A 26,814-nucleotide genomic window follows, 5' to 3' on the forward strand; every position below is an offset into this window, starting at 1 on the left:
GATAAGGATAAAAAATCAGCGCATTCGATGATGGAACGTCTTGTGAGTATGCACCGACATCAATATGCCAAAACCGGCCATCAGTGTTACCAGAGAAGTACCGCCGCGGCTGACCATGGGTAAAGGTACGCCAACCACGGGCAGCAGGCCACTGACCATGCCGATGTTAACAAAGATGTAAACAAAGAACGTCAGCGTAATACTACCCGCCAGCAACCGGCCAAACAGCGTTTGTGCTTTCAGGGTAATAAACAACCCCCGCCCAATAACCAGTGCATAGATCGCCAACAGCATAAGGCATCCAACCAGCCCCATCTCTTCAGCCAGTACCGCAATAATAAAGTCGGTATGGCTTTCCGGCAGAAAGTCCAGATGCGACTGGGTTCCCTGCAGCCAGCCCTTACCATAGAGGCCACCGGAGCCAATGGCGATTTTGGACTGAATAATATTCCAGCCAGCGCCCCAGGGGTCACTTTCCGGATTCAGGAAGGTCAGTACCCGCTGTTTCTGGTAATCGCGCATCAGGAACTGCCAGAACACAAACACGGCAGGAATCGCCAGCATAATGGCAGAAAATATCAGCCGCTTGCGTAACCCCGCCAGCAGCAACACAAATGCTCCTGATGACCCGATCAACAGCGAGGTTCCCAGGTCGGGCTGCTTGGCAATCAGGACAACAGGCACTCCGATGATGGTCAGAGTAATCGCAATGTCCCTGAAAGAAGGCGGCAATGGTCGGTTAGCCAGATAGGCAGCCACCACAATCGGCATGATCAGCTTGATAATTTCAGACGGCTGGAACCGAATAAAAGGCAACTGAATCCAACGCTGTGCCCCTTTTGACTGGATACCCATAAATAACACCGCCAGCAAGAGCACAACACCACCCGCATACATCCAGGGCGAAAAGCGCATCAGCATTCTCGGAGAGAACTGGGCAATCAGCCCCATACCGACAAAGCCAACCAGCATATAGAGCGCCTGCCGGATCACTATATCCAGATCCTTGCCGCTGGCACTGTAGAGAATCAACAGCCCGGCACAACAAAGTATCAGCAGCAGCCCGACCAGAAGAAAATCAATATGGAGTTTCTCTGACCAGCCCCTGGTCTGGGCGAAGCCATGGTCGTCATTCAGCTGTCGTACAAAATCCTGTTCAGCCATCAGTTTGTCACCTTCGCTTTCAGAGCCTCATCCACTGACAGCCCGTGGGTCAGAGATGGATTCAGTCTGGGTAACAGATAATGATCCATAATGGTCTTGGCCACATTTGTCGCACCTTTGTCGTTTTCCACAATGACTGAAATAGCAATCTGAGGGTCTTCAACCGGTGCAAACGCGACAAACAGGCTGTGATCCCGTTCGAACTCTTTCAGGCGTTCAGCATCGTACTCTTCCCCTTGCGGGATACTCACTACCTGTGCCGTTCCTGTCTTACCTGCGATGCGGTATTTGAGGTTACGACCAATTCGCCAGTGAGCCGTTCCCCGGGGATTTTTGATCACATCTTCCATGGCGTCAATAACCAGGTTCCAGTCCTCATCCCTGGCATCCACATCATGCCCCCACTCAGGGCTCTGGATATCAGGTATATCTTCCTTAACCAGTCGTGGCTGCACATGCTTGCCCCGGTTCGCCAGAATGGTTGTGAACTCAGCCAGTTGCAGAGGTGTCGCCAGATTGTAGCCCTGTCCAATAATGGCGATAACCGTTTCGCCCGGATACCAGGGCTGCCCATAAACACCTCGCTTCCATTCACGGGATGGCAGAAGCCCCGGACGTTCTTCGCCGATATCAATGCCGGTGCGCCGCCCCAGGCCAAACTGGCTGAGAAAATCATGCATCCGGTCTACCCCCAGTTTTCCAGCCTGATTGTAGAAAAAGGTATCGTTAGAGCGATAAATGGCCTTGGATAAATTCACCCAGCCGTCACCTCGCCGGTTCCAGTTACGGAAACGATGCTCACTGCCCGGCAGCTGAAACCAGCCCTTGTCGTATATACGGGTATTTTTGTCCACCACGTCATTTGCCAGCAGAGCGAGACCTATAACGGGTTTAATGGTTGATGCCGGCGGGTACTCACCCAGCGTCGCACGGTTATACAACGGTCGTTCAATGTTTTTATTCAGGCCATTGAAAGTCTCATAATCAATGCCTGTGACAAACAGGTTCGGATCAAACGATGGATTACTGACCATGGCTAAAACCCCACCGGTCTTGGGGTCCATAGCGACAATAGCGCCACGCCGCCCATCCAGGGCTTCAATCGCAACTTTCTGCAACTCCGTATCCAGGTACAGTTCAAGATCTTTGCCTGGTTCCGAGGGAACCTGATTTAAAATCCTCAGTACCCGTCCACGAGCATTGGTTTCGACTTCCTGATAGCCGGGCTTACCCAGCAACATGGATTCGTAATACTTCTCCAGACCAATTTTGCCGGTCACGTAAGTACCGCTGTAAAGAGCCGGTTCGAGGGTTTTCAGTTCCCGGTCATTTATCCGTCCAACGTAGCCTACTGAGTGGGAAAAAATACTGCCTTCCGGATAGTACCGAACCAGATCAGCATCAATTTCAACACCCGGCAACCGGAACTGGTTGACCGCTATTGTGGCGATCTGTTCATCGTCCAGGTTAAATTTCAGGGGAATGGGTTCATAGGGACGGCGACGTCTTACCCGTTGATCAAAGCGGCGTCGTTCATTGTCAGTAACCGGTACTAATGTTGATATGTTTTCGATCAGTTGATCAAGGTCGCCTGCCCGTTCACGAACAATGGTCAAACTGCGGCTGGAACGATTCATCGCCAGCAGCTTGCCATGGGTGTCATAAATCAGACCGCGAACCGGGGGGATGGTTTGTAGCAGAACCCGGTTTTCTTCAGACTGCGTCGACATTTCATCGTAACGCAGCACCTGAAGGTAAAATAGCCGGGCTATCAGCACAAACACCAAAACAATCATAAAGAACAACGCCAGCCAGACTCGGGTGCCGACAATCCGTTGCTCCGCTTTATGATCCTTTAAGGTATTCGCTGGCATTACTCGTTTCCGTGAAGTTCTTTCCCTGCAAGAGAGAAACAGTGCTTCCGCTCCAGGAGCCAGAAAAGCTTCTGGCTATTTATGATAAGGATGATTTTTTAAGATACTCCAGGCTCGATACACCTGTTCCGCCACGATCACCCGAACCATTGGGTGGGGCAGCGTCAAGGGCGATAAAGACCAGCGCAGATCGGCCCGTGCCATACAGCTGGGGTGCAGGCCTTCCGGACCGCCTACCAGCAGGCTGACATTGCGACCAGAGTGCATCCAGTCGCCCATTTTGTCGGCGAGCTGCTCAGTGCTCCAGGCCTTGCCTTTAATCTCCATGGTCACCACCCGGTCGCCTTGCCCGACGGCAGCCAGCATCTGGTTGGCTTCTTTTTCCTGCAGACGGTTAACGTCTGCGCCTTTGCTGCGGCGGTTGAGAGGAATCTCAACCAGTTCCAGCTTCAGGTCTGCCCCCAGGCGGCGGCTATATTCGGTATAACCTTCTTCCACCCAGCCCGGCATTTTCGACCCAACCGTAATCAGCCTGATACGCATCAGGCTTCAGCGGCTTCCGCTGCCTGCTCGACACGCCCGGTTTCCCACAGACGCTCCAGATCGTAGAACGCGCGGGTAGCAGGGAGCATGACGTGTACGACTACATCACCCAGGTCAACCAGAACCCATTCTGCTTTGTCCTGACCTTCCATGCCCAGGGGGCGAACACCGTTTTCCTTGCACTTTTGCACAACATTGTCGGCCACAGATTTCACGTGACGGTTAGACGTACCACAGGCGATAATCATGTAGTCGGTTACGTCCGTCATTTCAGATACATCCAGACATGTCAGGTCATTGCCTTTCATTTCCTCAATGGCTTCGATAACCAGCTGCTTTAATTGATCAGATTGCATAAACGCTTTAAGGACCTGTCTCTTTCAAAAAAATAGAAAGCCTGTCAGGTATTCCTGATAACAGGCTTTTCACATGATGGCATAATGTCGTGTCAAGAGTCAGTCTGCAATCCGTTATTTCCGGATATGACCGTCCCCGAACACTACGTATTTTTGCGAAGTCAGTCCTTGCAGGCCGACAGGGCCACGGGCATGAATTTTGTCGGTAGAAACGCCGATTTCAGCACCCAGGCCGTACTCAAACCCGTCCGCAAAGCGGGTTGAGGCATTGACCATCACCGAGCTGGAGTCGACTTCGCGCAGGAAGCGGCGACTACGGGTGTAATCTTCGGTCACAATGGCATCGGTATGGTGCGAACCATAGTGATTGATATGCGCGATAGCTTCATCCATATCCGCCACTACCCTGATCGACAACACCGGGCCAAGGTATTCCGTCACCCAGTCTTCCTCTGTGGCGGCCACAGCGTCAGGCAGTATACGACAGACCTCGGAACAGCCCCGAAGTTCCACGCCAATTTCACGGTACTGCGTTGCCAGTTCAGGCAGCAGTCTGTCAGCGACGGCCTGGTTTACCAGCAGGGTCTCCATGGCATTGCAGACACCATAGCGGTGTGTTTTGGCGTTGATGGCGATATTCACCGCTTTGGAGACATCCGCTTTGTCATCCAGATAAACGTGGCAGATGCCATCCAGATGCTTGATCACAGGGACTCTGGCGTCTTTGCTGATGCGTTCAATCAGCCCTTTGCCGCCACGGGGAACAATAACATCCACATACTCAGGCATGGCAATCAGGGTACCAACGGCAGCACGGTCCGTGGTTTCCACCACCTGCACAACCGCTTCCGGCAACCCCGCTTTTGTCAGCCCTTTCTGAACACAGGCAGCAATAGCCTGGTTGGAGGCAATCGCCTCACTGCCACCACGGAGAATTACGGCATTACCGGACTTGAGGCACAGGCTGGCGGCTTCAATCGTGACATTCGGGCGAGACTCGTAGATGATGCCAATCACACCCAGCGGTACACGCATCTGCCCCACCTGAATACCACTGGGGAGGTATTTCATGTCGTCGATGGTGCCCACCGGGTCTGGCAGGGCTGCAACCTGTTCCAGGTTTTCCACCATAATATCAATGCGGGCATCGGTCAGTTCCAGACGATCCAGCAAGGCACTGTCCAAACCCCGTTTGCGGCCGTTTTCAAGATCAGTGGCATTGGCTTTTCGCAAAGCTTCCCGCGCGGCCTTCAGCTCGTCAGCAATGATCAGCAATGCCTTATTCTTATCACTGGTTTCTGCCTTTGCCATCAAGGCACTGGCTTCCCGGGCCTTGCGCCCAAGACCGTGCATGTATTCAGTTACCTGTTCTGTCACCGTTGCATCCCTCCTGAAACGCTTAGCCTGACACTTTGCCTGATTCTTTGATTAACAAGCATCAGCTGCCGGGTCATTTTGACTGTCCATTATACCCGATAAAACACAGCGTATCGGATTGAAATTATGCGGTTGTTACCGATAAATTTATTACATAATAAAGCGGACTTCGGCTATGACTCCCGACCCATCCAGCTCAGCTTCAAGACCGTCGACACAAAAGGTCGATTTGAATAATGAGCCTCTGTCCGACGCTGCCGCTACAGGTGATGACTTATCAGAAGCCCGACCATCAGATCAAGTGGTCGAGGGAACCAGTATTCACCACCGGTCTGTTGAAAAGTCAGAGTCCGGTACTGCTCAGGGCACCACAACAAAAACCCCAGACAAAGACGCTTTAAGAAAGCAATTGACAGAAATACTGAATCAATATTCAGATCAGTCTCCTGCTCCCGGTGAATCACCGGAAGCCTATCAACTCAGGCAAGAACAAATAAACCCATACCGAACAGAAGCGTTTTTAAAGAAGTTACTCAGTGAGTCTGTCGACATTCAGAGCAGCGACTATTTTTCCCAAGCCCCGGAGTCGATTCGATGCAGCATCCTGCTCTCTGAAGCAATGACCCGAAAACGGTTAAATGACCATGAAGGCCTCAGCGATGTTATCGAACGTTTATTAGAACAGTATCCGGAACCATTACCGGATATCATTGAACTGCTATCCCTTTGCCGGGGGTATACTTTCACTCCGGAGAAACCCGAACTTGAAGCCGCATCAAACTACTTTTACGATCTGGCAGCTAAACATCGTTTCCCTCCGGCGTTATGGTTGATTGTTCGTGAATCCGTTAAACCGAATGCCCGGCTGTTTTCACCTGGATTAATTCCCGAACTACTCGAAACTCAAACAAGCAGGCTCAGAGATATTTCTTTTATTCTCGGAACCTTTGCACTTCAGCCTGACGAAGCGGATGTCATCTATCGCTCAGTAAACGATAAAAATACAACGCCATACCATCAGGCACTCTGGCTGCTCTCTGTTCACCTGAGAGCTTTAAGCAATGCACCCTGGCCCGGAAAAAAGGATGGTTTTTCCACCGACCTGCAAGGCAAAATGAAATTTACATTTATCGTCGCAGGCGGTGTAGCCAGTGTAAGCAGTGAAACTACCCACAGTCATTTGGCAACCGACATTTCTGAAAACGGTCAACAGCTGATCGATGCGTTGAAACCCCTGAGTCTTTCCAGACGACGTTCAGCCTTGCGTGAATGGACAGGATACGATCAGCTGCATGATGCCGAAATGAACCCTGAATTAAGCGATTACCAGCGTTCATTGGTTGGTTTATCGCTTGCCTGGAGCATCAAGCATGAATATATCACCTGTTCTGGAACTGCCTTGAAATGTGCAAAAAAAATGTCTGACGTCGCTGGCCGGGGTGTCTTTAGCCTGCTGTATATGGATGCGGCTAAAATTTATGCCGCTTTTGGCCACTATTCTGAAGCTATCGCCTGCCTCGACAAACTACTGTTTAAACCTTTGCCAGAATCCCAAAAAGATACAGTGATCAACCTTCGTGAGGCCTACCAGTCAAACCTGGATAAAAGCCTTGAGGAAGCGTCTGAGGCAACACCGGGTAACAAGCCTGATAATGATTGGCTTAAAGGGCTGGTTCCGGATACAGGAACAGGAACAGGAACAGGAATAGGAAAAACAAAAGGAAAAGCTGGAAAAAAAGGAGCACAAAAAAAACAATCCCGAAAAAAAAGTCACTCAAAAAGCATGCCTCGCAAATCGCCAGATCAAACCTCCGGGCTTCAGGCCAGTCCTTTCGACAGCGGCAGTAAAAGCAGCGTATGGCCGGACGAAACTTTAGCAACTCCAACCCCTCCACCTTCTGGAAATAAAGCCGTTGCAGCAACCTCTAAAGTTCCCAAAGGTGAATTTACTCCCCCCGCAAAAAACTGGCTACCTGACAGAAACCCTGCCGTTTACCGGTTTATCACCAAACTAAATCACCACCGGCATCAGGAAAACCTTAAACAGGCTGCTGCCTTCATCAGTCAAAGCATGCAACAAAACAAGGGAAAACCGCTCTTTGGCCGGATCTGCGAAGAGTCCGCCTGGTTTTATATTCACCAGATGGATTCCGGACTGAATACAACGTTTACGCTTGACGGAGACAGTGCCAGCAGCAGTAAAGAACTGGGAAAGCTTGCCGGTAACTGGCTGAACCAGACCGAAGCCTCTTATTTTCAAACCATGAAGGGTTGCGACAATAGCCCGGAGAAACTTGAGTTACTGATCAACCAGGTCTATCAGAACCACCCGGACTGGTTTGCTGATCCGGAATACGCCAAGCGCCTCGTGGGGCTTTGTTCTTCCCGTGGACACCTCTGTTCCAACCTGGCCCAACAGGGCATCAATATTCGCTTAAATCGAGAGAAATACCGGGCGTTCTACCACTTGAAGAGCTCTGTTGAGCAATTGCACCTGGCTGCCCAGACTTCACAGTGAGTTGACCAGCTATCCCACAAACACTTTGAACTAAACCAGACTGCTGCCATCTAAGAGAGGAATTAATTAACTGACAGACACACGGATGTGGCCAATGCTCCCAAGTGAATTGAATCCTGCTTCTGGCATTTATTCCCGGAACAGCCCAAACACAGAACCCGGTATAGAGAAAGCACGGACAGACACCAGCAAATCCGTTGCCAAAGGTGCAGGCAAAGCCGCTTTCCAGCCCCTTGAACGCCGAAATATTAAAACACAGGCTCAAGCATTCAGGGAAAAGCTCACCAATATACATCAGGCCATCCAGAATCTGGATATCCCTTTCGGTAGTAAAAATCTAATCCAGTCTTATGAACAGGCACTGACAGACCTCGAAGCCTGCCTGAAAAATTCTGAAAAGCCCATTGCAGACTATCCTGACAGCTTCAACCGGCTGATGAGAACTCTTTTATCGGATACCTGCTTTCCTGCGAACCTTGCTGTCGTCCAAACTCTGGCTAATCTGGGAACAGGACTTGAAGAACCCCAGTACTTATATTCCACTCATATTCCAGCCTCCCTGCTAAGACAACTTCTCGAAAACACAGAGCCAGAAACAGCGAAAAGAATTCTTCTGAAAGATGCTAACAGCCTTATTTGCAAGGCTGATCCGGCTTATATGGAGCTGCTGGAAAGCTATCTATCTGTAGATGAAATACAGAGAGAAGCCGAAAAGCTGATGAAGCCAACAACAAACATCACCAGCCTTTTGTCCGTTGAGAACACTACTTACCGGTTTTCAGATAAAGCCGCGCCTTGCCTGCTGCGGTCACTGCTTTCTTCTCTTGATCCGGTGCTGGTGCCCTCAATATCAAGCGTCACCTCCCGGTCGGTTACTGCCGCACTTCATTCCCAGAGAGCTATCACTCAGTTGTGCCTGCTTGAAGCTCATGCCCGGAGCCATCAACAGCAAATTCTGCCTGAATTGCAAAAACTGTCCGAGACACAGCGGGAACACCTGCTGCTATGCGCCTTTGTCTTAGGCCAGGGACAGCTATTTGATTTGCTGACCCAAACGCTGAAAAAGTCTCCTGAAAAGATTCTTAATCAGACCTTTGATCAAGGTGCTAACGTATTGCACCTTCTGGCATCAGCCATTGCTGATACCCTGTACGGAGGTTGTGCGGCTCGTTTTGGAGGACTGAACACTTACTCACCCGACTATGAAACACTGTTCAGACTTTTACCCGCAGAACTTCTGGCCAACCAGAAGGATAATTCCGGCGCTACGCCACTGGCAAAGCTATACAGTCACCACACCTGGCTCATCAATGAAACACGTCTGTTCTGGGCAGACGTCGACCTGTTTCGGGCTCGACGCAACCAACTGCTCAGGCTGACATCAAGAGAGCACCTTGGTGACTGCATGCAGAACCTGCTCAACGGTACCCGCTCCACTGATTTCCAATGGTTCGGTGAGTTTATGCAGCTCTTTCAACACCTGCCGGAAGGCAGCTTCAAACCAGTTTCATTAAAGCCAAAGTCGAATTTTTGTAAACGGGCCAGCTTGCTTCAGGAAGTCGTTGATTTTCTGGGGATGAACCCATCAGCGTTGAAAGACAGGAATAAAGCCCTTCAGCTAATAACACTGATGGAAGAGCTGAATCTACCCACCAGATATCAGGTTCAGGTTATACGGGTGGTTTCTCCGCCTGTTCAGCAGTACATTTTTGAAGAACTGGCAAAAATGCCTGGTGGAAGTTCTCTTTTTGTTGAACGGAAATTTGAGGTATCCAGTTCGGGCAGGTATTTCTATCCATGGCACCTTATCAGCCTTGGAATAGGTTTCGATCCTGTGACGGCATCAGATATGACTTACTCAGCGCCCCTTCTGGAAGCTGTTGCGGAATATAAACAGAAGCATCAGAAAGCATCTGTGCCTGAGCTGCCGGAGCACTGGGAAAAGGAGCTAACTCACTGCAACAAGATAGAGGTTTATGGCCGCAGCGTAGCTTTTCCCTCTGAAGCCGTTCCAAAAGGCTTCCGTCGCTTCAAGTTTCTAAAACAGCAAGCCATTTCACCTGAAAAATGGGAAGACTTTATTCGCGAACAACCCCATCTGGCTTTTTTCCGACAAAACCAGGCTGCGCTGGGGCTGGAAAGCAGCTTGCTCAAACCAGGAGGCATTTTTCGTCTGACTGATGCCCGGCAAAAGCTCAAAGCTTGTGGCCTGCCTGATTCAACGCTGGCTGACATTGCCTTTGAAGCGGATGGCTCCACTTATCTGCAAATCTTTGACGATGAAGAAAACACATCGCTCTACCATCACTACCCTTATGAAACCGATGGCGTGGAAGGGCTTTCTGTTGCTGCCTCATTTGCAGGGATCAGATTATTTGCCAGAGATGCAGGCCGTCTCTGGCGACACAACTTTCAGGCACCGGATTCGCTCACTGCTTTTCATAACACTTCTGACCAGCGAGCCTGGATTCCAACCCCCTACTTTGGTGGACAATCTACTCTCGGCACTTTGGGAGCGTGGAACGCACAGGATTACCCAAACATCGCTCCCGCACCGGTGGGTATGCGTGACTGGGCGGATATCAGGGTGTTCAGTGAACACTCCACAACACACTTTGGCATGAACTCAAGTTTTGATGCCACCCGCCCCGACGTTCAGAAGCAGCTTCAGGTGACCGAACTTGGCAAAGCTTTTTACGGGCTAGTGCTTAACTGGTTGAGGGTTCGCCATGATACCGGCGACCTGGATTATGAGAGCCCTGATCAAATGAACCAACTGTCCGGGGAGCTGGCAACCATCGCCGCTGACCTGTTTGGCACCGCTTTTGGCATAGAACCTGAAAAGATGAAGGCTTTGATCAAAGAGGAATTCCCTCAAGAAGCATTAAGCCGCACAGTGCTTGAGTGTGGTTACTGGTGCGACCCGGATTGTCGCTATGTGCAGGATATCAGAAACCACCGCTTTCCTGAGGAAGTTTATCCGAACTATCCCGGTCAGGGTCTGGAAAAATGGCACGATGACCTGAACAGAAAAAACCTTACCGATAAAGGCTTCAAGCGTTCAGCGAAAGCCAAAGGCCCTAATCTTGGTGTTGACCAGGGAGCCTTCCCACTTATCCACCTGGACAGTTTATTCTGGTTTGCCATGTTCACGGGCTGGAAGAATGCACTGCCAGCCATGACAGACCACCAGTGCAAAACTACACGATCACGGTGTAGCGTGAGCTGACTTTAACAGACCTTGCGGAATTCTCCATCCATAGCGGCATTGCGCAGCTTTGCCGTTTGGATGGAGATGGATAGCAAGCAGTCTGAAGACTGCCTGTAGGTGCTATCATAGGTCGCTATGAGAGCATTCAAGTACAGAATCTATCCCAACGTCGAACAGAAGGTGCTTATTGCAAAGCACTTTGGTTGCTCTCGTCATGTCTATAACTGGGCGTTGTCTGAAAAGGACAAACATTACAAAGAAACCGGAAAGAGTCTGACAAGGAGGCGACTTCAGGATCGTCTGGTTGCCAGCAAAAAAGACGATAAAGAGTGGTTGACTGAAGTCAACAGCCAAAGTCTTCTGGCTTCTCTTGCTAATCTGGATGCGGCATTTTTCAATTTCTTTCAGGGGCGAGCCGGGTTCCCGAAATTCAAGTCAAAATATTCTGGCTGGCAGTCTTTTCAGTGCCCCCAGCATGTGACGGTTGATTTTGAAAAAGCGGTCATCAACCTGCCAAAACTCAAAGGAATAAAGGCAAAGTTACATCGTCCTTTTTCTGGAACGGTAAAAACTGTCACGGTCAAGCGATCACCGTCCGGCAAATACTTTGCAAGTGTACTGGTCGACGATGGAGCTGTTGACCCGGCTCCATCAACCATTGAGCCTGAAGCCACAATTGGGCTTGATGTTGGGTTGACGCATTTTCTCATTGACAGTGAAGGTAACAAGACAGAGAACCCACGCATCCTGAAGGCTTCGCTGACTCGACTTGCCGTAGAACAGAAGAAGCTCGCCAGAAAGAAAAAAGGATCAGGAAGCAGGGCAAAGCAAAAGCGCAAAGTATCCATAATCCATGAACAAGTAGCCAATCGTCGCTACGACTTCATACACCAGGCAACAGCAAATCTGGCTGACAAAAGCCACGCAACCACATTTGCTGTAGAAGACCTCAATATCAAGGGCATGGTCAAAAACCATAAACTCTCCAGAGCAATACAAGATGCAGGCTGGGGAATGTTTCTGACGACGCTGGAATACAAATGTCGCTGGAATGGCAAGAACCTGATTCGTATAGGAAGGTTTGAGCCAAGCTCCAAATTGTGCAATGACTGCAAATACAAAATGGAGTCGATGCCCCTGTCTGTGCGGGAGTGGTTGTGTCCGGGTTGCTTGTCTCTGAATATTCGCTGGGATGCAGCGATTGTGTAAAGAGTCCCCCTGTAGCAATACCTGTCAGTGCAGGTGCTACAGCGAAAGGTGTTGAGCGTTCTCAGCATGGGTCGCAAGAAGCCCCCACTATAGCCGCATCAGCGGCTTAGTGGTGGGAGTACATCACTCCACCACCGGCATAGTGAACTCAAAAATAGTGCCGCCTTCCGGATGTCTCTGGAAACTCATGCGCCCATTGTGCGACTGGATAATGGAGTGACAGACGGACAGGCCAATTCCCATACCATCAGCCTTGGTCGTATAAAACGGTGTAAACAGTTTTTCTTCCGCGTCGTCAGCCAGTCCATAGCCCCGGTCAATAACCGACACTTTCACAAAACGTTCCTCAAAACGCTCGGCTTTCACCCAGACACCAATATAACGGTGTTCCGACTGACACATCGCTTCCATACCGTTGCGAATCAGGTTGAGCGCCACCTGCTGAATCTGCACCGGATCAACTTTTACCGCCGGCAGGTCTGTCGGTACGTCCATGTGAATTTCCATGTGGTTGTTACGTGCGTCCACTTCTGCCAGCTTGACGGTGTCACACAATAGCTTGTGCGGATCAACACTGCTGAGCACATGGTCCGGCTTTTTCACAAAGGAGCGAATGCGGGCGATAATATCCCCCGCCCTACGGGCCTGAGTATTGATTTTATCCATGGCTTCGTAAATAGACTCGTACATAGGATCATCCTTGTGCTCCAGTCGGGTCATCATACGTTTTGCCACCTGGGCGTAGTTGGAAATCGCGGTCAGGGGCTGGTTCACCTCGTGGGCAAAACCGGCGGCCATCTCTCCCATGGTGCTCAGGCGGGAAACATGGGTCAGCTTGTCTTTCTGCTGATCCAGTTCATCCAGTGCTTTTTGCAGGGCTTCCTGATTGCGTTTAGGTTCGGTGATATCACGGAACACCACCACAGCCCCGGTCAGCCTGTCATCTTCCAGAATCGGTGTGCAGGAGTAATAAACCGGAAAGGGCGTTCCATCCTTGTGCCAGAACAGGCTGTCTTCCACCATCTTGCTGACCCCTTTATTCAGAGCAACCTGAATAGGCGCCAGGTGCTGACCGCGGGCACCATCACCCGCTTCACCCAGCATCATGGAAATGAGCCCCTGACCAATCAGGCTGTCAATGGACCAGCCAAGCATATTGGCAGCGGCGGCATTAGCGAAGGTAATTCGTCCCCGGCTGTCCAAGCCAAAAATCCCTTCGTTCATGCTTTCCAGAATATTGGCTTTGTCGGCTTCCAACTGACGGTTGCGGGCTGACAGGGCCTGCTCCAGACGATGAATCTTCAGCTGGGTTTCTACCCTGGCAATGACTTCTTCTGCCTGAAATGGCTTGGAAATAAAATCAACCGCCCCGGTTTCCAGACCACGAACCTTATCTTTGGTGTCATCCAGCGCCGAGAGAAAAATCACTGTTATTTTGCTGGTAGCCGGGTCTTCCTTCAGCTGGCGACAGACTTCATAGCCATCCATGCCCGGCATCATGATGTCCAGCAATACCAGCGCCGGTTTCGCCTTATGGGCAACTCTCAGGGCACTTTCACCATTTTTGGCGATTAGCAGCTTATAGCCGCGACCATTCAGGGTTTGTAACAACACTTGCAGGTTGGTGGGATTGTCGTCGACCAGAAGAATTCGCTCTGCGTCTTCCGGGGATTCTGTAGAATGTTCTGCCAGATACATCTTAAACCAGCTCAATATTTTCTTCTGGGGAACAGCATAGTCATTGTTACCTTTCTCAGCGTCAACAAATGAGATTTACAGAGATACTGTTACGTGTCTCCCGCCTCAGGCTGACATTCAACGCCTAGCTGCCGGTGGCACATTCTGACAGATTTTCTATCAAACAGCATTTCATCGTTGAATATGTTTCAATACTTCTACCTCTTAACCGTGAGTCTGAAATACATCATGAAAGTACTGGTTCTCGGTAAAACCGGTCAGATCGGCCATGAACTGTGCAAACTGCTCGATAACAAAGGCATTACCTACCATGCTCCGGACCGGAGTGAACTCGATATCTGTGATGCTGTCCAGCTGCAAACCTGCATGGAACATTACCAACCGACCATTGTCGTCAACGCAGCGGCCTACAATAACCCGGTGATGGCAGAGAACGAGCCATCCCGGTGCTTTGCCGTGAACAGGGATGCGGTCGCAGAACTGGCTGACCAGTGCAGCCGCATGGATACCATTCTGCTCCATGCCTCCAGTTATCGGGTTTTTGATGGAGAGAAGCAGGAGCCTTACACAGAAAAAGACCCGACCAATCCTGTTGGCGTACTAGGCACCAGTCGTCTACAGGCAGAGCAGCAGATTCGTGAGCGTTGCCCGAAACACATCATTCTGCGTCTGTCCTGGGTAATCAGTGACCGTCGCCCGAACCTGTTGCACCGACTGGTGGAACAAATGGTTAAACATCGGGAAGTGTACGTTACCCCTGACCAGCTGGGCTGCCCAACCACGGCCAGCGAAGTGGCGCGGGTAATGGTAGCGATCATGCAGCAGATTGACTGCGGTGCCGACACCTGGGGAACCTATCACTACTGCTCCTCAGAGCCTGTGTCTGAAAGTGGTTTTGCTGAAATTGTTATCGCTGAAGCCTCGCAGTTCTGGGAACTTAAGGTTCGCAAACTGATCATGGCAAAAATGGACTCCAGGGAAGGGTTCAAGCCACCGGCCAACGCCACGCTTGAGTGTACTAAAGTCCTCAACACCTTTGGTATACACGCCCGGCCCTGGCGAAGTGCCCTGCCTGAAATTGTGCGCCAGCACTACGAAGAGCCAAAAGACCATTAATACACCTGAGAGCCTGAGTTTCCTCCTCCGCCCCCCCAGTCTTCCCAGTCATTGTTTGGGGATTCCCAACCTTTGCAGGTTTGAGGAGGCAGCCTCTCCGGGTCACCGTCTGAAGACTCCCAGCCCGCACAGGCCTGAGCCCACCCATCCTCGTTGTCAGGAGAAAAATTCAAATTTAATTCACTCAGCTGCACACAGGTGCTTTGCATGCAGTCCTGTTCAACCACACGCAATTCACTCAACTTCATTTCTCTCCCCGACCGCCCTATCCCGCCCGGGCAATCAATGACATTATGATAAGGGAAGTTATCTATTTCTGGCTCTAATCTGAACTCTCTGGGGGCGTTTTCAAGCCTTCTTAGCGAACCACCGACTACGTCAGGGAATATCTGAGCCACAATAGACGCATGGAGCACTGCGATAAGATTGATTGCACTGAAATTAAAACTCGCCGTTTTAAGGCCGTTACTGCATGTCCCTCTTTTCAGGTAAATGTTGTTTTTTCCCAGAAAGCTGACAAAAGTATCGTGTTTAACACATTTATCTTTTTCCGCAGAAATTAATGTTGGCGCCACAAAAACCCCATCAACAGACAATAGACGGTTCTGGGAATCTCTGGTTACATTCAATTGATCCGGAGTCGGAAGGTCAAATGGGAAGTATTTATCCCGGTCCGGATATACAAACCAGGAGAACCCGCTTCCCGCTGAACGATAGAAAGCATTCATCACAGCGGAATCAAATGCCTGAAATTTTTCGCAGTCATGAACCGTGCGCCGCTCTCGACTAAAAACAAGGTAACTTAACCTGACCGGATTCCCTGCCTCCGTATGCGAGCGAAGCGTGATATGGATATGCTCTTTGCCAGCCGAATTGAATAATACAATTGTACAGGCTCTATGCTTGTCACTGATAAGGACTCCGCCGACTATAAGAGGAAAATTTTTCTCTGGATTTTTTGGGTCAGGTTGCAGAATCAAATAATTCCGATCCTGACAATAAGCAGAAGGTACTACGGAAAAGGCCAAAACAGTGAACAGGATGACTAAAAGAAAAGACCGGGTCACAGCATATACTCTCAGCTATTTTAAATGGCAATAATAGACAGCGTTTAACGAACCTTGCGAAATTCTCAATCCATAGCCTCTCATTGGGAGCGGCGCGACCTTTGAAGGTTTGGATGGAGAATTTCGCAAGGTTCGTTAAAAATGCTGTAATAGCCTGACCATAGACATCACTGCAAACAGCTACTTCAGACTCCAATGGCACTGACTTAAGCTCTCACCCCTTGTACTTATTGAGTTGACGAGCTTTAGCCCTAGAGTGCTGGAGCTTTTTAAATGCCTTTGGTCGCCTCTTTACAGCTCTTGGTTCTGATCGTCCCGGTCGGTCTCCAACTTTATGTTCTCCAATGATAACTATCATTTGAGCTTGAACCTGGTTGAGAGTGCAATTTGGACAGAATAACAGTAAAACCCGAGCCCCATTTAGCGTCTGTTTTGCTGCCTTGAAGCTCACATCCCTCGGAACTTGCTCTGTGGCTTTGGCCACTCGCGCCATTAATGCCCGTATCAAATTGTAAACCAGAAAATGAACATAAATTTCTTTACGCACCATCGCTGGAGTCTTACAGCGCAACATCTCCATATTCATAATTGTTTTGATGGATCTGAAGTCCAACTCAATATTCCAGCGTTTGGTGTACAGTGCGCTAAGGGGCGCAGCATTCAATAACTTACCGGGCTGTTGGCTTTTGGCTATTAGCTGCTCATACAGCCAACCGCCAATCGCCAACCGCCAACCGCCAAAAGCCAACAGCGGTATATTATGTTCTGCTGCTTCCCTAATGTCAGAGCGTGGATATGCTTCTGCATCAATCAATGTGGTAACGATGATACGATTCTTCGTTTTAATGGCACGGATAATCAGGTGATCCGGTGTCCACTGATCGTAAAACTCTCTGCTCATCCAGGGTGGTTTTGGAGGACGCTCCAATCTGAATAAAGCATCTTTTTTTCCCAGTTTCATGAAGGATTTTCTGAAGTCGATTTTACGCGCACCATTTTTTTCAAAAACACCGTCAACACCTGCTATAAGCAAAAGTGCCAGGATGAAATACGTCTCGAAAATGGCATCGCCAAGCACAATGTCGTCAGCATTCAAGTTCGGGATCATTTGTATCATCAGAGATTGCTCTCCACTGCCTTTTCCCTCACAAGCTCCCATGGCTGTCTCAATGAGAGCTCCACTTCCCAGCGTGATAAAGGCAAGCATCCTGACAGTAGGGAACCCTACTTCTTTTTTTTGGGATTTTGACTGGGGATAGAGCTGTTGGTTTTCAGTCGTGTCAGGCATATTAGCAGTGGTTCCATCGGCAATAACAACCCGCCGACCGTGCCACAACCATGATTCCGGGCTTTCTTCATCCAGTCGTTTTCCTGAAATCTGAAACAATGACTTTACCTGATCTTCCGGCAACCGTTTACGTGCTTTGCAGTAGGCGTCATTCTTGGTTTTGTCGGACACTTCGTCATTTGCTGCTTGTTCAAGTGACTCCTGTACAAGAACCTTTCTGCAGGACTTGTCTTCATTGGACACCTGACGCATAAAAAGAGTAAGGGTTTTCAGGGCTGGATAATCTCTAACTCTGGAGGTCGATTTTTTCTCAAAGGCATTCAGGATCTCTGTGGAGAGTAGAGAAGCCAAGGCGTCTTCAGATGTTTGTGCAAACTGCTTCAGACATTGGTCAGCGAGTTTTAGATATTCTGGGCTAGACTTGTTCATGGCTTGCTCGAGGGCTCTGTTAACTTCATCTATTTATAGATGATTTGTTCTTGGGCAAGCCTTTCATGCCAAGGGATTAAGTCTTAAGTCAGTGCCATTGACTTCAGACTCTATTTCACTCAAATATGATCAAGTTCCTTAGAAGAAGGCGGTTCGTATTCAGAACCCGGGATCGTTACGTTACCCGTCCGAAAAGCTCCCCACACTTTGAAAATTAATTTTTCTGAGGATAAAAGTTATTTTTGCTGGTACTTGAACTAACTTAAGGTCTGGCTACTGGCTACTGGCTACTGGCTACTGGCTACTGAAGGAATGATTCAATGAAGCTTATTTATACTCATATTTTTTTATCGTTACTGCTTATTTTGTGTGTCCCTTTGGTCAGGGCTGCCAACTATAAAAAAATTGTCATCGCAATAAATGGAACGCCATTATTAAATATTAATAAGGACCCTAACCCTCCGCCTGACACGACACGATTCCAAGTGAGTGCAATTCCACTTACATCCGGACGCTATCAATTGAACCCTCCAGAGCCACCAAACCAGTCAATATTACAGGCCTGGTTACCATCAATCTTTTCACCACACCAGGTCATAGAACGAGCGCGATACTGGTTAGAGGCTATAAGTCACAGGGCTTGCGGAGTGATCGCTATCACTGATCCATTGTCAGGTCTGGTTAACGCTCATCATCGATTACAAAGCAATGTCTTTGATGTCACCATCAATAACAATACCCCCTATCAGGGAACATTGAGCATGCCTTCACCCCCCCATGCAACTGCAACCATAGGACTTAACGACACTGGGGTAGCCGGGTGGGATCCTTATTTTAATGGCGCGTCTTCACCAGAAAACCTTCTTTTACGTTATTTTTTTCAGCGATTCTTCTTTTCAGAACTGCTTAGTTTTTTGCGTGATTTCCATCGTTCCAGCCCCGAAAACCCCCGAACGTTTTCGTTTGGCTGGAACAACCCTGTCGAGTCAAATCTCAATATCCAGGTCACAGGGTCGGAAGAGATTCTTACTGTGGATGCTCACGGGCGTGTTAATGAAGGCTCGTTAACTAACTCAATCCTTGAAAACCAAAATCTTCCCTTTGAACCTGCTTTGCTTAATCAGGCTGCTGACATGCTTTTCATGAGAAATCCCCATAATCAACGACTTCCTGCACCGGGAGAAGCTGGAGCAAGCAATAATTGAATCCTCATTTAGCAGGTTCCCGTCCAAAAACTAAACGAATCTACAGGCAGAAAGTTCAAGGGGCAAAAGTCGGAGCCCAGCTGCCTGTTTGCAGCTATTTAACCTGGTACAAAAGGACCTGTCATATTCACAATGAATGGGTGAAGCCTGAAGCACGACGTTGCTGCCACCACGAAAGCGATAACAGCTATGAAGGTGAGAACAAGGTACATTGCGTGATCCTTGATACGCAGAGTTAATCATCATCTGTTGGTTCGAAGAGCCCGTGGAAATATCGTTCAGTGGCTTCGGGGGAAATTTTTTCAGCAGGTAAAGGGTAGCGTTTAATGAGCATTGAGCACTAAACTGGTTGTGTACATAAAACAGACATACTCGTATAAAAAAGGAACAGAACCTATGCCCCGCCCTCTCTACCCGGTAACCCTGATCAATCGACACAAACTCAGTAACAACACCATTCAGCTGGACTTTCAGGTTGAAGGCGAGTTTGATTTTACTGCCGGGCAGTTTGTGCAGTTTATGATTGATCAGGATGGCAAGACACAGAAACGCAGCTACAGCATTGCTAACTCGCCAGAGTCTTTCCACAAAGAGGGACATCTTGAAATTGCTGTCAGTCTTGTCGAGGGGGGCATGGCGTCAAACCTGTTCAGTCAGGCTGACCTGGGTTTACAACTGCAAATGGCAGGTCCATTCGGTATTCTCACAGCCCCCGCAGAGCTTTCCGGGCAAATCGTACTAACCGGCACCGGAACCGGACTGTCACCTTACCGGGCGATGCTGCCAACCCTGACTTCAATGGCAGAGCGCGGAATACCCGTCACGGTCATTATGGGTGTAAGACACCGTACTGACCTGATCTATGAGCAGGCGTTCAGACAGGCCGCAGAGCAACACTCAAACTTCAGTTATCAGGTCTGCATGAGCCGGGAAACGGAAGTCGATAGCAGCATCAATGAGTTCAGGGGTTATGTTCAACAGCGCTTTGAACACCTTAACCTCGATACCGACTCAGACCTTGTGTACCTGTGCGGTAACCCGAACATGATAGATGATGCCGCCAAAGTATTACTGGATATGGGCTTTGGTTCCAGACAGGTCAAACGGGAAAAATATGTTTATTCCGGTCACTGAGTCAGCGCCTTTCCCGCAACGTCTTTATGAACCAGATGATTATCACAATCACCAGGCAGGCTGCGCCCATTGAATACCAGCCCCATTGCGGAATCTTTTTAATTTCATCCAACTCCACAGCAGCCCCGGCCAGAAACCCTGGCGTCAGATACACCACGGCCCAGGGAACAGACGACACAAGATTAGTAATATAAAACTGCCGGGGCGACATATTCAGCATACCGGCCACCACCGGAACCACAGGACGAACAGGGCCAACAAACCGTCCGATAGCAATACTCATCACACCAAAACGCCGGATAAACTGTTCGCCTTTATCCAGCCATTCAGGGTGTTTATAAAATGGCCACCAGCCTCTGACCCGGTTGTGATAGTGATAACCAAGCTGATAGCTGACAGCATCACCCAGGGCTGCCCCCAGAAACGCCCACAGGTAAACGGGTACAATATCCAGCAAGCCACTGCCTGCCAGGGCCCCCAGTGCAAAGAGAATGGCAACACCGGGCAGTATCAGCCCGACCACGACCAGTGTTTCCAGAAAAGCAGCAATGCCAATCACTGGCCCCAGCCAGAAATGGTGAACCAACAACCAGGCATGAATGCTGTCAAAGTAACTCAATTCCATAACCACCTGAATATTATTCGTCGTGCCGGGCAGCATAACGTTTGCCGCCCGCTTTTACCAAAGCTAAAATCGCTGAACATTTCACAGGCAATGATCAAACCCATGACACCGGAGCGTTACCAAAAATTCCGTGCAGTACTGGATCGTCGTCAACCGGATTTAACGGTAATGACAGATCAGGTTCATAAAAACCATAATCTCTCTGCCATCATCAGAACCTGCGATGCCGTCGGTATCGCCGACCTGCATCTTACTCAGCCAAAAGAAGGTTACCGGGGCATCCGTCGTCGTTCCATGGGCAGTCACAAATATGTCAATGTGCATCACTATGACCGGGTTGAGGATACTGCGGCTCATCTGAAACAGCAGGGCTTTACGATTATTGCCGCCCATTTTTCCGAACAGGCGATTCCTTATCACGAGGTTGACTTTACCCAGCCCTGCGCCCTGATGCTGGGGGCAGAGAAACGGGGTATTTCCAGCGAAGCGGCCGCCCTGGCCGATCGGCATATTATTATTCCGATGCAGGGAATGGTGGCTTCCTATAATGTCTCTGTGGCGGCTGCGGTCATTCTGGTAGAAGCGCAACGCCAGCGGCTGATCAAGGGTATGTACGACAGACCCAAACTGTCTGTGGATATTTACCAGAAAACCCTGTTTCAATGGGGTTATCCTGAACTGGCAAGGTATTGCGACGAACGTCGTTTATGTTATCCCGAACTTAACGACACTGGACAATTAATTAACCCATCCCTCTGGTATGAAAAAGTTCGTGCCAGCCATGATTCACCAATTGATGAAAGAGGCCATTAAGCATGAGTAAAGTTCTGGACGAGCTCTTGGAGCTGCTCAAACTGGAAGCCATTGAAGAAAATATATTTCGTGGTCAGAGCCAGGACTACGGTCTGGGCAGAGTCTATGGCGGTCAGGTTATCGGGCAGGCATTGTCGGCAGCCCGGCAAACCGTTCCCCGGGAAAGGCATGTCCATTCCTTCCACAGCTATTTCCTGCGCGAAGGTGACGTGAACCTGCCCATTGTTTACACCGTTGACTGTATTCGTGACGGCAAGAGCTTTACCACCCGCCGTGTGGTCGCTATTCAGAAAGGCAGGCCCATTTTCAACCTGTCCGCTTCTTTCCACATACAGGAAGAAGGTTTTGAACATCAGGATGATATGCCTGCCTGCCAGGAGCCTGAGAGCCTGATTTCCGACCAGGCCCTGAGAAACAAGATGAAGGATTTCCTGCCGCCCTCAGTACAGGAGGTGTTACAGGCAGAATCCCCCATAGATATTCGTCACGAAGAACCCTCCAACCCGTATGTTCCGGAAAAATGCCCGCCACTGACAAAAGTCTGGTTTAAAGCCGCTGGAGCCCTTCCAGATGTTTCGGGAGTTCATAAATACCTGCTGGCCTTTGCCTCGGACATGCAATTTTTGCCCACTGCGCTATTTCCCCATGGAGTACGCTTCCTGCAGCCTAATCTGCAGGTGGCCAGTCTTGACCATGCCATGTGGTTCCACCGCCCCTTTCGCATGGACGAATGGTTGCTCTACTCCATCGACAGCCCCACAGCCAGCGGTGCCAGAGGGCTGGTAAGGGGGCAGATATTCGATCAGCGGGGTCGCCTGGTGGCTTCGACCATGCAGGAAGGGCTTATTCGCCAAAGGTAGCAAAACCGCAGTATTTAAAATGGCAAGTACAATCAGGTCCGGTTTATTTTTTATCCAGTTTCTTTTTCTGGGAGCTTTTTGTACTCTGCTTTCACAGTCCGCGGACGCCTACCTGATCAGGATTGGTGAGCGCTGGATTCTTAAAGCCAATTCTGGCAAAGGCATCATAGAGATTCATGAACTCATTCAAACCTCAACAGTACATCAGATCATTCAAATAGAGCCCCTTCAGGAATCAGACTTCAAAACTTCCGGGGCGAACGGGTTAATTTTCACCCCTTCGTATAACAACAACACTATCGTACTCTCATCAAATTCACATAATGTCCTGCTTGAGATTGTAGATAACGGTACGGAACCAAATGCTCAGGGTTTCGGCTTTGGAGACTTGCTCGCACATATGTTAGAAAATGATGTACCAACGGTTTTGACAACATACTTAACAGAAGGTCAACATCATTTCCCTGAGTTCAATATATCTAATGCACTGTCTGACAGGGAATTTGGGATTGCCTATTCCGGTGTGATTACCCAGAAATCAAGAACTGTAGTCAGAGTAGCAGGCTACCCGCCTGTTATAGGAAGGTATTACCAGGACTCAGACGAGAGGCCGGTGAGAATGATTTATCAAATGCAAGCAGACAGTACCACCCTGCAATATCGTGCCTATTTTGCACCGCCTGACCTTTTTAACGACAGAAGACTCCACAGCGTGGACAATTATGTTCAGATAAGAATCACCTACTTAACCGAAGAGCAAGCAATAGCTTTGTTTGAAAATCGGGCACATTCAAAGGACAAGACAAATCTCCTGAAGTCTTTCAAAAATCTCTTTACCAAATCTGCAACAGATAATGTTCTGCAAAACAATCCTCCAGATCATGATGAGCCGGTTGCTCCATTTTCCGGGTATACGGCTAAAAGCTACCTGAAAGCAATCACGGAGTCTTACTTCAAGCTCTGTTTTTTGCTGACGCTGACCAGCAAGAAAGCTGCTGTACAATGAATAATCGGAGGATTTAACGTAACATCATGCGCTAAAAGAAGTGTTGCCCACTTACTAAGGACTTTTGATGAAACGGCTATTTTCTTATTTATTGTTACTTCTTACGACTACGGCCTATAGTGCAGACAGTGCCGTTTTTTTACAGTATCACCATGTCAGTGAACATACGCCAAGATCCACCAGCGTAACGCCAGACCAACTGCAGCAACACCTGGATTACCTGGACGACAATGGTTTTTCGGTAAAAAGTATTGTTGATGTTGTTGACTCTATTCGTGACGGCAAGCCATTGCCGGATAAGACGATTGTTATTACTTTTGACGACGCCTTTAAAGATATCTATGAAAATGCCTTTCCATTGCTCAAAGAGAAAGGTTATCCATTCACCATTTTTGTAGCGATTGGGCCTGTTGATAAAAATTACCATCAATATCTGAGCTGGGAGCAACTGCGGGAAATGGGACAGCGTGGTGCCACTATTGCCAACCACTCCATCACCCACTCTCATATGGTGGTCAAGCATCCCGGCGAAACCCAGCAGCAGTGGGTAAACCGTAACCGTGACGAAATACAGAAAACCGAAGCCCGCATCAAACAACAAACCGGTCAAAGCGTCAAACTGTTTGCCTGGCCTTTTGGAGAAGCTAACCCTGAACTGAGACAGCTGCTTGTCAGCATGGGCTATGTTGGTTTCGGCCAACAGTCTGGTGTCGTTGGCTCGCTTTCCGACTTTACCTTGCTGCCCCGTTACCCAATGGCTGCGGACTATGCAGAAATGCGTGGTTTCAGAACCAAGGTCAACAGTCTGCCATTACCGATAGCCAAACAGCGACCTGACTCAGCCATGGTCAGAGACGATAACCTGAAACCATCGCTGACTCTGGAACTGGCAGAAGGTGATTTTCAGAAAAATCAGCTGAAGTGTTACGCCTCCAATGCCGGAGAGGTTCCCGTAAAATGGCTTGATGATAAGAAGACCCGTTTCTCAACAGTAACGCCCAACAACCTGCCTGTTGGCAGAAGTCGCTATAATTGCACCGCACCGTCTATGGATGGCAGACATTACTACTGGTACTCTCATCAGTGGTTGCGCCTGAACAAAGATGGCACTGCGATCGATTAAGGGGGCGGCACTATCCGGTTACCACTGACTTTCCTGCTCTTCTGTTCTGTTTTAGTACTTTCAGGTTGCTCGGAATCCGCCTCTGAGCAACCGGTTACGCTGTCTCCAGAACTGCAGGCCGCCCGAAACAAAGCGCTGGTACTCTGCGCTGGTTGCCATGGACCGGAGGGTATTGGAACTGCCGACTTTAACCCGAACCTTGCCTGCCAGAAGCAGGTTTACCTTGCCAAACAACTGCGGGACTATCGGGAAGGTCGACGAAGTAACCATATCCCCATGGTGAACATCGCTAAAATGCTGACGGAAGAAGAGGTGGACAGTATCAGTCAGTACTATTCGAAGATTAATTGCCCGAAAAAACAATAGGTTAAAGCAAGTTCGCTCAGGCTTTATGGCTTTGTCAGCCATTCTGACATCTCTGTCAGTGATCGCTTGTCTCCCACCATGCATTATCTTGGCTCAAAGGGCTAAGCGCCAGAGATAAGGAAGCAAGGAGACAAGCTATGAATCAGATGAAGCCAAACGATGGAATATATAACCCTTTCGCCGATCCATACGAGCTGGAACGCCAGCGCAATGCCTCTGCCAATCCGGACGTTTCAGGAAAAGAGTCTGCCAACTCCTCCCCGACATCCTGGTGGCAATCTTTCTCACGATCCGTCAAGTCAATCAAAATGCCCCAACTGCATTTGAAAACATCTGCCAGAAACGCATGGAAGAGTATTGGCTCGAAGGCTAAATCATTAAAGGATTTTCTGGTCAAACCCTTTAAAAACCTGAATTTACTCCGAACCACCAAAGGAACAAAGATCAAAGTGGCAGCGATTGCAGGCATGATTATCGGTGCACCCCTGGGGCCTGTAGGGATGGCGGTAGGAGCCGGTATTCTGATGGGATACGCAGCAGGCGTATGACAACTGTCAGGAGCCTGTCGGACAAGACAAAAGAGGCTGCTCAGCCTCTTTTGCTACTTTTTAGCCTCTCTCGACACAGCGTATGCCTATCCCGCCGCCTCCACCATTTCCCTAAACCATCTCAAAAAAACAGACAGCTTAACTCTCAGATACAAAAAAACTGACCTGATTTCTTCAAACCTCACGAATGCGCGCACTTGTCTCTCTGCGTCTCGTGACCCTCATGACCGGGTCACAGCGTTTACGAAAAATGATGCACAGCACCACAAACAACACAATCCCGGCACCGCCAAAAATCATGCCCAGCTCCGGTTCCAGACAACTCTTCTTATCAAACCCGCGACACAATGAATAGGCATAGGCACCACCTATCAGCATTGTGACAAAACTAATGGTCAGTGACGCAAACACTCCGTAAGAGCTCCCCCATAGCGTTAACCTATGCATCTCCTGAAGACTGGAAGCTCCTCTTGAAACTGCCTCCATCTGACCAATCATACCTTCCAATTGTGTAAGCAAGCCTAAAAGGTCGTTAATTTGTGGCTGAGTAAGATTCTGGACCGCCTCATAGGAAAAGCCATTAAGTAGCTCTATCAAATTCTGGTTATGCTTCAGTAATAAAGAGCCTCTTAAATATACGCATCGGTACACCTGGCTGATCACATGGTGCGCACGAAAAAAAAACTCGTGAAGATTCGTCTGCGATCCTGCCTCCGCAGCTTCTTGACCGCTTCTGATAAGTTCAGTGGACTCGTCACTGAAGACTACATCGTATGATGCACACGACCCGTATGACCTGAATGATTCGACCAGCCTGTCTGGTCGTGTCCGCCGCCCACGCTGACCCAATAAAGAGGCCGGCTCACATTTAATACTCATCAATACACGATCCAACTGCTGATCCCGATTGACAACCAGCGAGTGTCTATCCCAGAAATCAATAATACTCTGCTCTCCATCAGGTCCCAGTCTCAATGAATCCGCGCACTGCTCGCACAAAACTTTCAGAGGAATCATAAACACCTCCATAGTAAATAAGTACCGGTAACCTCCAAAACAAACACTTTAACCACATGTGTAAACTCTCCGTTTTGAAATCAGGTTTCTTCCACCGGTTTGAATGACACATTTTCACTGTACTTTTTACCTCAGCTCAACGGTTAAGGTATGTCACTACAACTCCTGCATTGATCATACGGTAGTAAGCATGAGACATATTTAATAACTCTGCCAGCCTTGGAAAACTGCCGCATTTACTGCCTGATCGTCCAGATGTGTATGAGA

Annotated in this window: 23 protein-coding genes; 13 read left to right on the forward strand and 10 right to left on the reverse strand. The window is 49.1% G+C overall.

Annotated elements, in window-relative coordinates; translation table 11 throughout:
* Positions 1-15: 15 nt before the first annotated feature.
* The 5 genes from rodA to NX720_RS06320 form a co-directional block, all read right to left on the reverse strand.
* Positions 16-1,164 carry a rod shape-determining protein RodA gene (rodA, locus tag NX720_RS06300; RefSeq protein ID WP_262600138.1) on the reverse strand — a complete coding sequence of 383 codons (1,149 nt, stop codon included), beginning with the start codon at positions 1,162-1,164 and terminating at the stop codon, positions 16-18.
* Positions 1,164-3,038 (reverse strand): penicillin-binding protein 2, encoded by a 1,875-nt coding sequence (mrdA, locus tag NX720_RS06305; RefSeq protein ID WP_262600140.1) that lies wholly within the window; start codon positions 3,036-3,038, stop codon positions 1,164-1,166. The genes rodA and mrdA overlap by 1 nt, the downstream gene beginning before the upstream one ends.
* 75 nt (positions 3,039-3,113) lie before the next feature.
* Positions 3,114-3,581 (reverse strand): 23S rRNA (pseudouridine(1915)-N(3))-methyltransferase RlmH, encoded by a 468-nt coding sequence (gene rlmH / locus NX720_RS06310; RefSeq protein WP_262600142.1) that lies wholly within the window; start codon positions 3,579-3,581, stop codon positions 3,114-3,116.
* Positions 3,581-3,937, reverse strand: a complete 357-nt coding sequence (rsfS, locus tag NX720_RS06315) for a ribosome silencing factor (protein WP_262600143.1) — start codon at positions 3,935-3,937, stop codon at positions 3,581-3,583. Before rsfS ends, rlmH begins: the two co-directional genes overlap by 1 nt.
* Before the next feature lie 114 nt (positions 3,938-4,051).
* Complete coding sequence (locus NX720_RS06320; protein ID WP_262600144.1) at positions 4,052-5,314, reverse strand: glutamate-5-semialdehyde dehydrogenase; 1,263 nt, start codon at positions 5,312-5,314, stop codon at positions 4,052-4,054.
* Between the two features lie 175 nt (positions 5,315-5,489).
* Here NX720_RS06320 and NX720_RS06325 point away from each other — a divergent pair, with 175 nt between their 5' ends.
* The 3 genes from NX720_RS06325 to NX720_RS06335 all read left to right on the forward strand — a co-directional run bounded on the left by NX720_RS06325 (position 5,490) and on the right by NX720_RS06335 (position 12,252).
* Positions 5,490-7,832: a hypothetical protein gene (locus NX720_RS06325; RefSeq protein WP_262600145.1), complete on the forward strand. Its 2,343-nt coding sequence runs from the start codon at positions 5,490-5,492 to the stop codon at positions 7,830-7,832.
* A 94-nt stretch (positions 7,833-7,926) separates the two neighbouring features.
* A complete protein-coding gene (locus tag NX720_RS06330; RefSeq protein WP_262600146.1) occupies positions 7,927-11,061 on the forward strand; it encodes a hypothetical protein in 3,135 nt (1,044 codons plus the stop codon).
* 117 nt (positions 11,062-11,178) lie between these two features.
* On the forward strand, positions 11,179-12,252 hold the full coding sequence (locus NX720_RS06335; protein ID WP_262600147.1) for a transposase: 1,074 nt from the start codon (positions 11,179-11,181) through the stop codon (positions 12,250-12,252).
* 123 nt (positions 12,253-12,375) lie between these two features.
* On the opposite strand, the gene NX720_RS06340 is transcribed toward NX720_RS06335, so the two are convergent.
* Positions 12,376-13,965 carry an ATP-binding response regulator gene (locus NX720_RS06340; RefSeq protein WP_262600149.1) on the reverse strand — a complete coding sequence of 530 codons (1,590 nt, stop codon included), beginning with the start codon at positions 13,963-13,965 and terminating at the stop codon, positions 12,376-12,378.
* Positions 13,966-14,178: 213 nt separating this feature from the next.
* Here NX720_RS06340 and NX720_RS06345 point away from each other — a divergent pair, with 213 nt between their 5' ends.
* Positions 14,179-15,066 (forward strand): SDR family oxidoreductase, encoded by an 888-nt coding sequence (locus NX720_RS06345; RefSeq protein WP_262600151.1) that lies wholly within the window; start codon positions 14,179-14,181, stop codon positions 15,064-15,066.
* Here the strand turns inward: NX720_RS06345 and NX720_RS06350 are convergent.
* Together NX720_RS06350 and NX720_RS06355 are read right to left on the reverse strand one after the other, a co-directional pair.
* Positions 15,063-15,641 carry a hypothetical protein gene (locus NX720_RS06350; protein ID WP_262600152.1) on the reverse strand — a complete coding sequence of 193 codons (579 nt, stop codon included), beginning with the start codon at positions 15,639-15,641 and terminating at the stop codon, positions 15,063-15,065. The two genes, NX720_RS06345 and NX720_RS06350, sit on opposite strands and share 4 nt — an antisense overlap.
* Before the next feature lie 706 nt (positions 15,642-16,347).
* Positions 16,348-17,850 carry an IS4 family transposase gene (locus NX720_RS06355; protein ID WP_318654096.1) on the reverse strand — a complete coding sequence of 501 codons (1,503 nt, stop codon included), beginning with the start codon at positions 17,848-17,850 and terminating at the stop codon, positions 16,348-16,350.
* A 320-nt stretch (positions 17,851-18,170) separates the two neighbouring features.
* On the opposite strand from NX720_RS06355, the gene NX720_RS06360 reads away from it, so the two are divergent.
* The 3 genes from NX720_RS06360 to NX720_RS06370 all read left to right on the forward strand — a co-directional run bounded on the left by NX720_RS06360 (position 18,171) and on the right by NX720_RS06370 (position 20,189).
* The gene (locus tag NX720_RS06360) at positions 18,171-19,055 is read left to right on the forward strand and encodes a hypothetical protein (protein ID WP_262600153.1); all 885 of its coding nucleotides are present in this window, start codon (positions 18,171-18,173) and stop codon (positions 19,053-19,055) included.
* Entirely contained in the window at positions 19,052-19,294 is a 243-nt protein-coding gene (locus NX720_RS06365) for a hypothetical protein (protein ID WP_262600154.1), read from the forward strand. The genes NX720_RS06360 and NX720_RS06365 overlap by 4 nt, the downstream gene beginning before the upstream one ends.
* A gap of 157 nt (positions 19,295-19,451) precedes the next feature.
* Complete coding sequence (locus NX720_RS06370) at positions 19,452-20,189, forward strand: FAD-binding oxidoreductase (RefSeq protein ID WP_262600155.1); 738 nt, start codon at positions 19,452-19,454, stop codon at positions 20,187-20,189.
* A gap of 1 nt (position 20,190) precedes the next feature.
* Here NX720_RS06370 and NX720_RS06375 read toward each other — a convergent pair whose 3' ends face one another.
* Positions 20,191-20,814, reverse strand: coding sequence for a DedA family protein (locus NX720_RS06375; protein ID WP_262600156.1), 624 nt, complete (start codon positions 20,812-20,814; stop codon positions 20,191-20,193).
* Positions 20,815-20,904: 90 nt separating this feature from the next.
* Here NX720_RS06375 and trmH point away from each other — a divergent pair, with 90 nt between their 5' ends.
* The 6 genes from trmH to NX720_RS06405 all read left to right on the forward strand — a co-directional run bounded on the left by trmH (position 20,905) and on the right by NX720_RS06405 (position 25,530).
* Positions 20,905-21,627: a tRNA (guanosine(18)-2'-O)-methyltransferase TrmH gene (trmH, locus tag NX720_RS06380; protein ID WP_262600157.1), complete on the forward strand. Its 723-nt coding sequence runs from the start codon at positions 20,905-20,907 to the stop codon at positions 21,625-21,627.
* A 2-nt stretch (positions 21,628-21,629) separates the two neighbouring features.
* A complete protein-coding gene (gene tesB, locus NX720_RS06385; RefSeq protein WP_262600158.1) occupies positions 21,630-22,487 on the forward strand; it encodes an acyl-CoA thioesterase II in 858 nt (285 codons plus the stop codon).
* A gap of 19 nt (positions 22,488-22,506) precedes the next feature.
* A complete protein-coding gene (locus tag NX720_RS06390) occupies positions 22,507-23,493 on the forward strand; it encodes a hypothetical protein (protein ID WP_262600159.1) in 987 nt (328 codons plus the stop codon).
* A gap of 67 nt (positions 23,494-23,560) precedes the next feature.
* The gene (locus NX720_RS06395) at positions 23,561-24,616 is read left to right on the forward strand and encodes a polysaccharide deacetylase family protein (protein ID WP_262600160.1); all 1,056 of its coding nucleotides are present in this window, start codon (positions 23,561-23,563) and stop codon (positions 24,614-24,616) included.
* A gap of 171 nt (positions 24,617-24,787) precedes the next feature.
* Positions 24,788-24,982: a c-type cytochrome gene (locus NX720_RS27025; RefSeq protein WP_404831082.1), complete on the forward strand. Its 195-nt coding sequence runs from the start codon at positions 24,788-24,790 to the stop codon at positions 24,980-24,982.
* A gap of 137 nt (positions 24,983-25,119) precedes the next feature.
* Entirely contained in the window at positions 25,120-25,530 is a 411-nt protein-coding gene (locus NX720_RS06405; protein ID WP_262600162.1) for a hypothetical protein, read from the forward strand.
* Between the two features lie 174 nt (positions 25,531-25,704).
* Here NX720_RS06405 and NX720_RS06410 read toward each other — a convergent pair whose 3' ends face one another.
* On the reverse strand, positions 25,705-26,547 hold the full coding sequence (locus NX720_RS06410; RefSeq protein WP_262600163.1) for a hypothetical protein: 843 nt from the start codon (positions 26,545-26,547) through the stop codon (positions 25,705-25,707).
* Positions 26,548-26,814 lie beyond the last annotated feature (267 nt).

It is taken from the genome of Endozoicomonas euniceicola (assembly GCF_025562755.1).
GTDB classification, from domain to species: Bacteria; Pseudomonadota; Gammaproteobacteria; order Pseudomonadales; family Endozoicomonadaceae; genus Endozoicomonas_A; species Endozoicomonas_A euniceicola.

Coding starts and splice junctions, on each gene's coding strand:
- rodA (WP_262600138.1), bottom strand. CDS start 1,164: ATGGCTGAACAGGATTTTGTACGACAGCTGAATGACGACCATGGCTTC.
- mrdA (WP_262600140.1), bottom strand. CDS start 3,038: ATGCCAGCGAATACCTTAAAGGATCATAAAGCGGAGCAACGGATTGTC.
- rlmH (WP_262600142.1), bottom strand. CDS start 3,581: ATGCGTATCAGGCTGATTACGGTTGGGTCGAAAATGCCGGGCTGGGTG.
- rsfS (WP_262600143.1), bottom strand. CDS start 3,937: ATGCAATCTGATCAATTAAAGCAGCTGGTTATCGAAGCCATTGAGGAA.
- NX720_RS06325 (WP_262600145.1), top strand. CDS start 5,490: ATGACTCCCGACCCATCCAGCTCAGCTTCAAGACCGTCGACACAAAAG.
- NX720_RS06330 (WP_262600146.1), top strand. CDS start 7,927: ATGCTCCCAAGTGAATTGAATCCTGCTTCTGGCATTTATTCCCGGAAC.
- NX720_RS06335 (WP_262600147.1), top strand. CDS start 11,179: ATGAGAGCATTCAAGTACAGAATCTATCCCAACGTCGAACAGAAGGTG.
- NX720_RS06345 (WP_262600151.1), top strand. CDS start 14,179: ATGAAAGTACTGGTTCTCGGTAAAACCGGTCAGATCGGCCATGAACTG.
- NX720_RS06355 (WP_318654096.1), bottom strand. CDS start 17,850: ATGAACAAGTCTAGCCCAGAATATCTAAAACTCGCTGACCAATGTCTG.
- NX720_RS06360 (WP_262600153.1), top strand. CDS start 18,171: ATGAAGCTTATTTATACTCATATTTTTTTATCGTTACTGCTTATTTTG.
- NX720_RS06370 (WP_262600155.1), top strand. CDS start 19,452: ATGCCCCGCCCTCTCTACCCGGTAACCCTGATCAATCGACACAAACTC.
- NX720_RS06375 (WP_262600156.1), bottom strand. CDS start 20,814: ATGGAATTGAGTTACTTTGACAGCATTCATGCCTGGTTGTTGGTTCAC.
- trmH (WP_262600157.1), top strand. CDS start 20,905: ATGATCAAACCCATGACACCGGAGCGTTACCAAAAATTCCGTGCAGTA.
- tesB (WP_262600158.1), top strand. CDS start 21,630: ATGAGTAAAGTTCTGGACGAGCTCTTGGAGCTGCTCAAACTGGAAGCC.
- NX720_RS06390 (WP_262600159.1), top strand. CDS start 22,507: ATGGCAAGTACAATCAGGTCCGGTTTATTTTTTATCCAGTTTCTTTTT.
- NX720_RS06395 (WP_262600160.1), top strand. CDS start 23,561: ATGAAACGGCTATTTTCTTATTTATTGTTACTTCTTACGACTACGGCC.
- NX720_RS06405 (WP_262600162.1), top strand. CDS start 25,120: ATGAATCAGATGAAGCCAAACGATGGAATATATAACCCTTTCGCCGAT.
- NX720_RS06410 (WP_262600163.1), bottom strand. CDS start 26,547: ATGATTCCTCTGAAAGTTTTGTGCGAGCAGTGCGCGGATTCATTGAGA.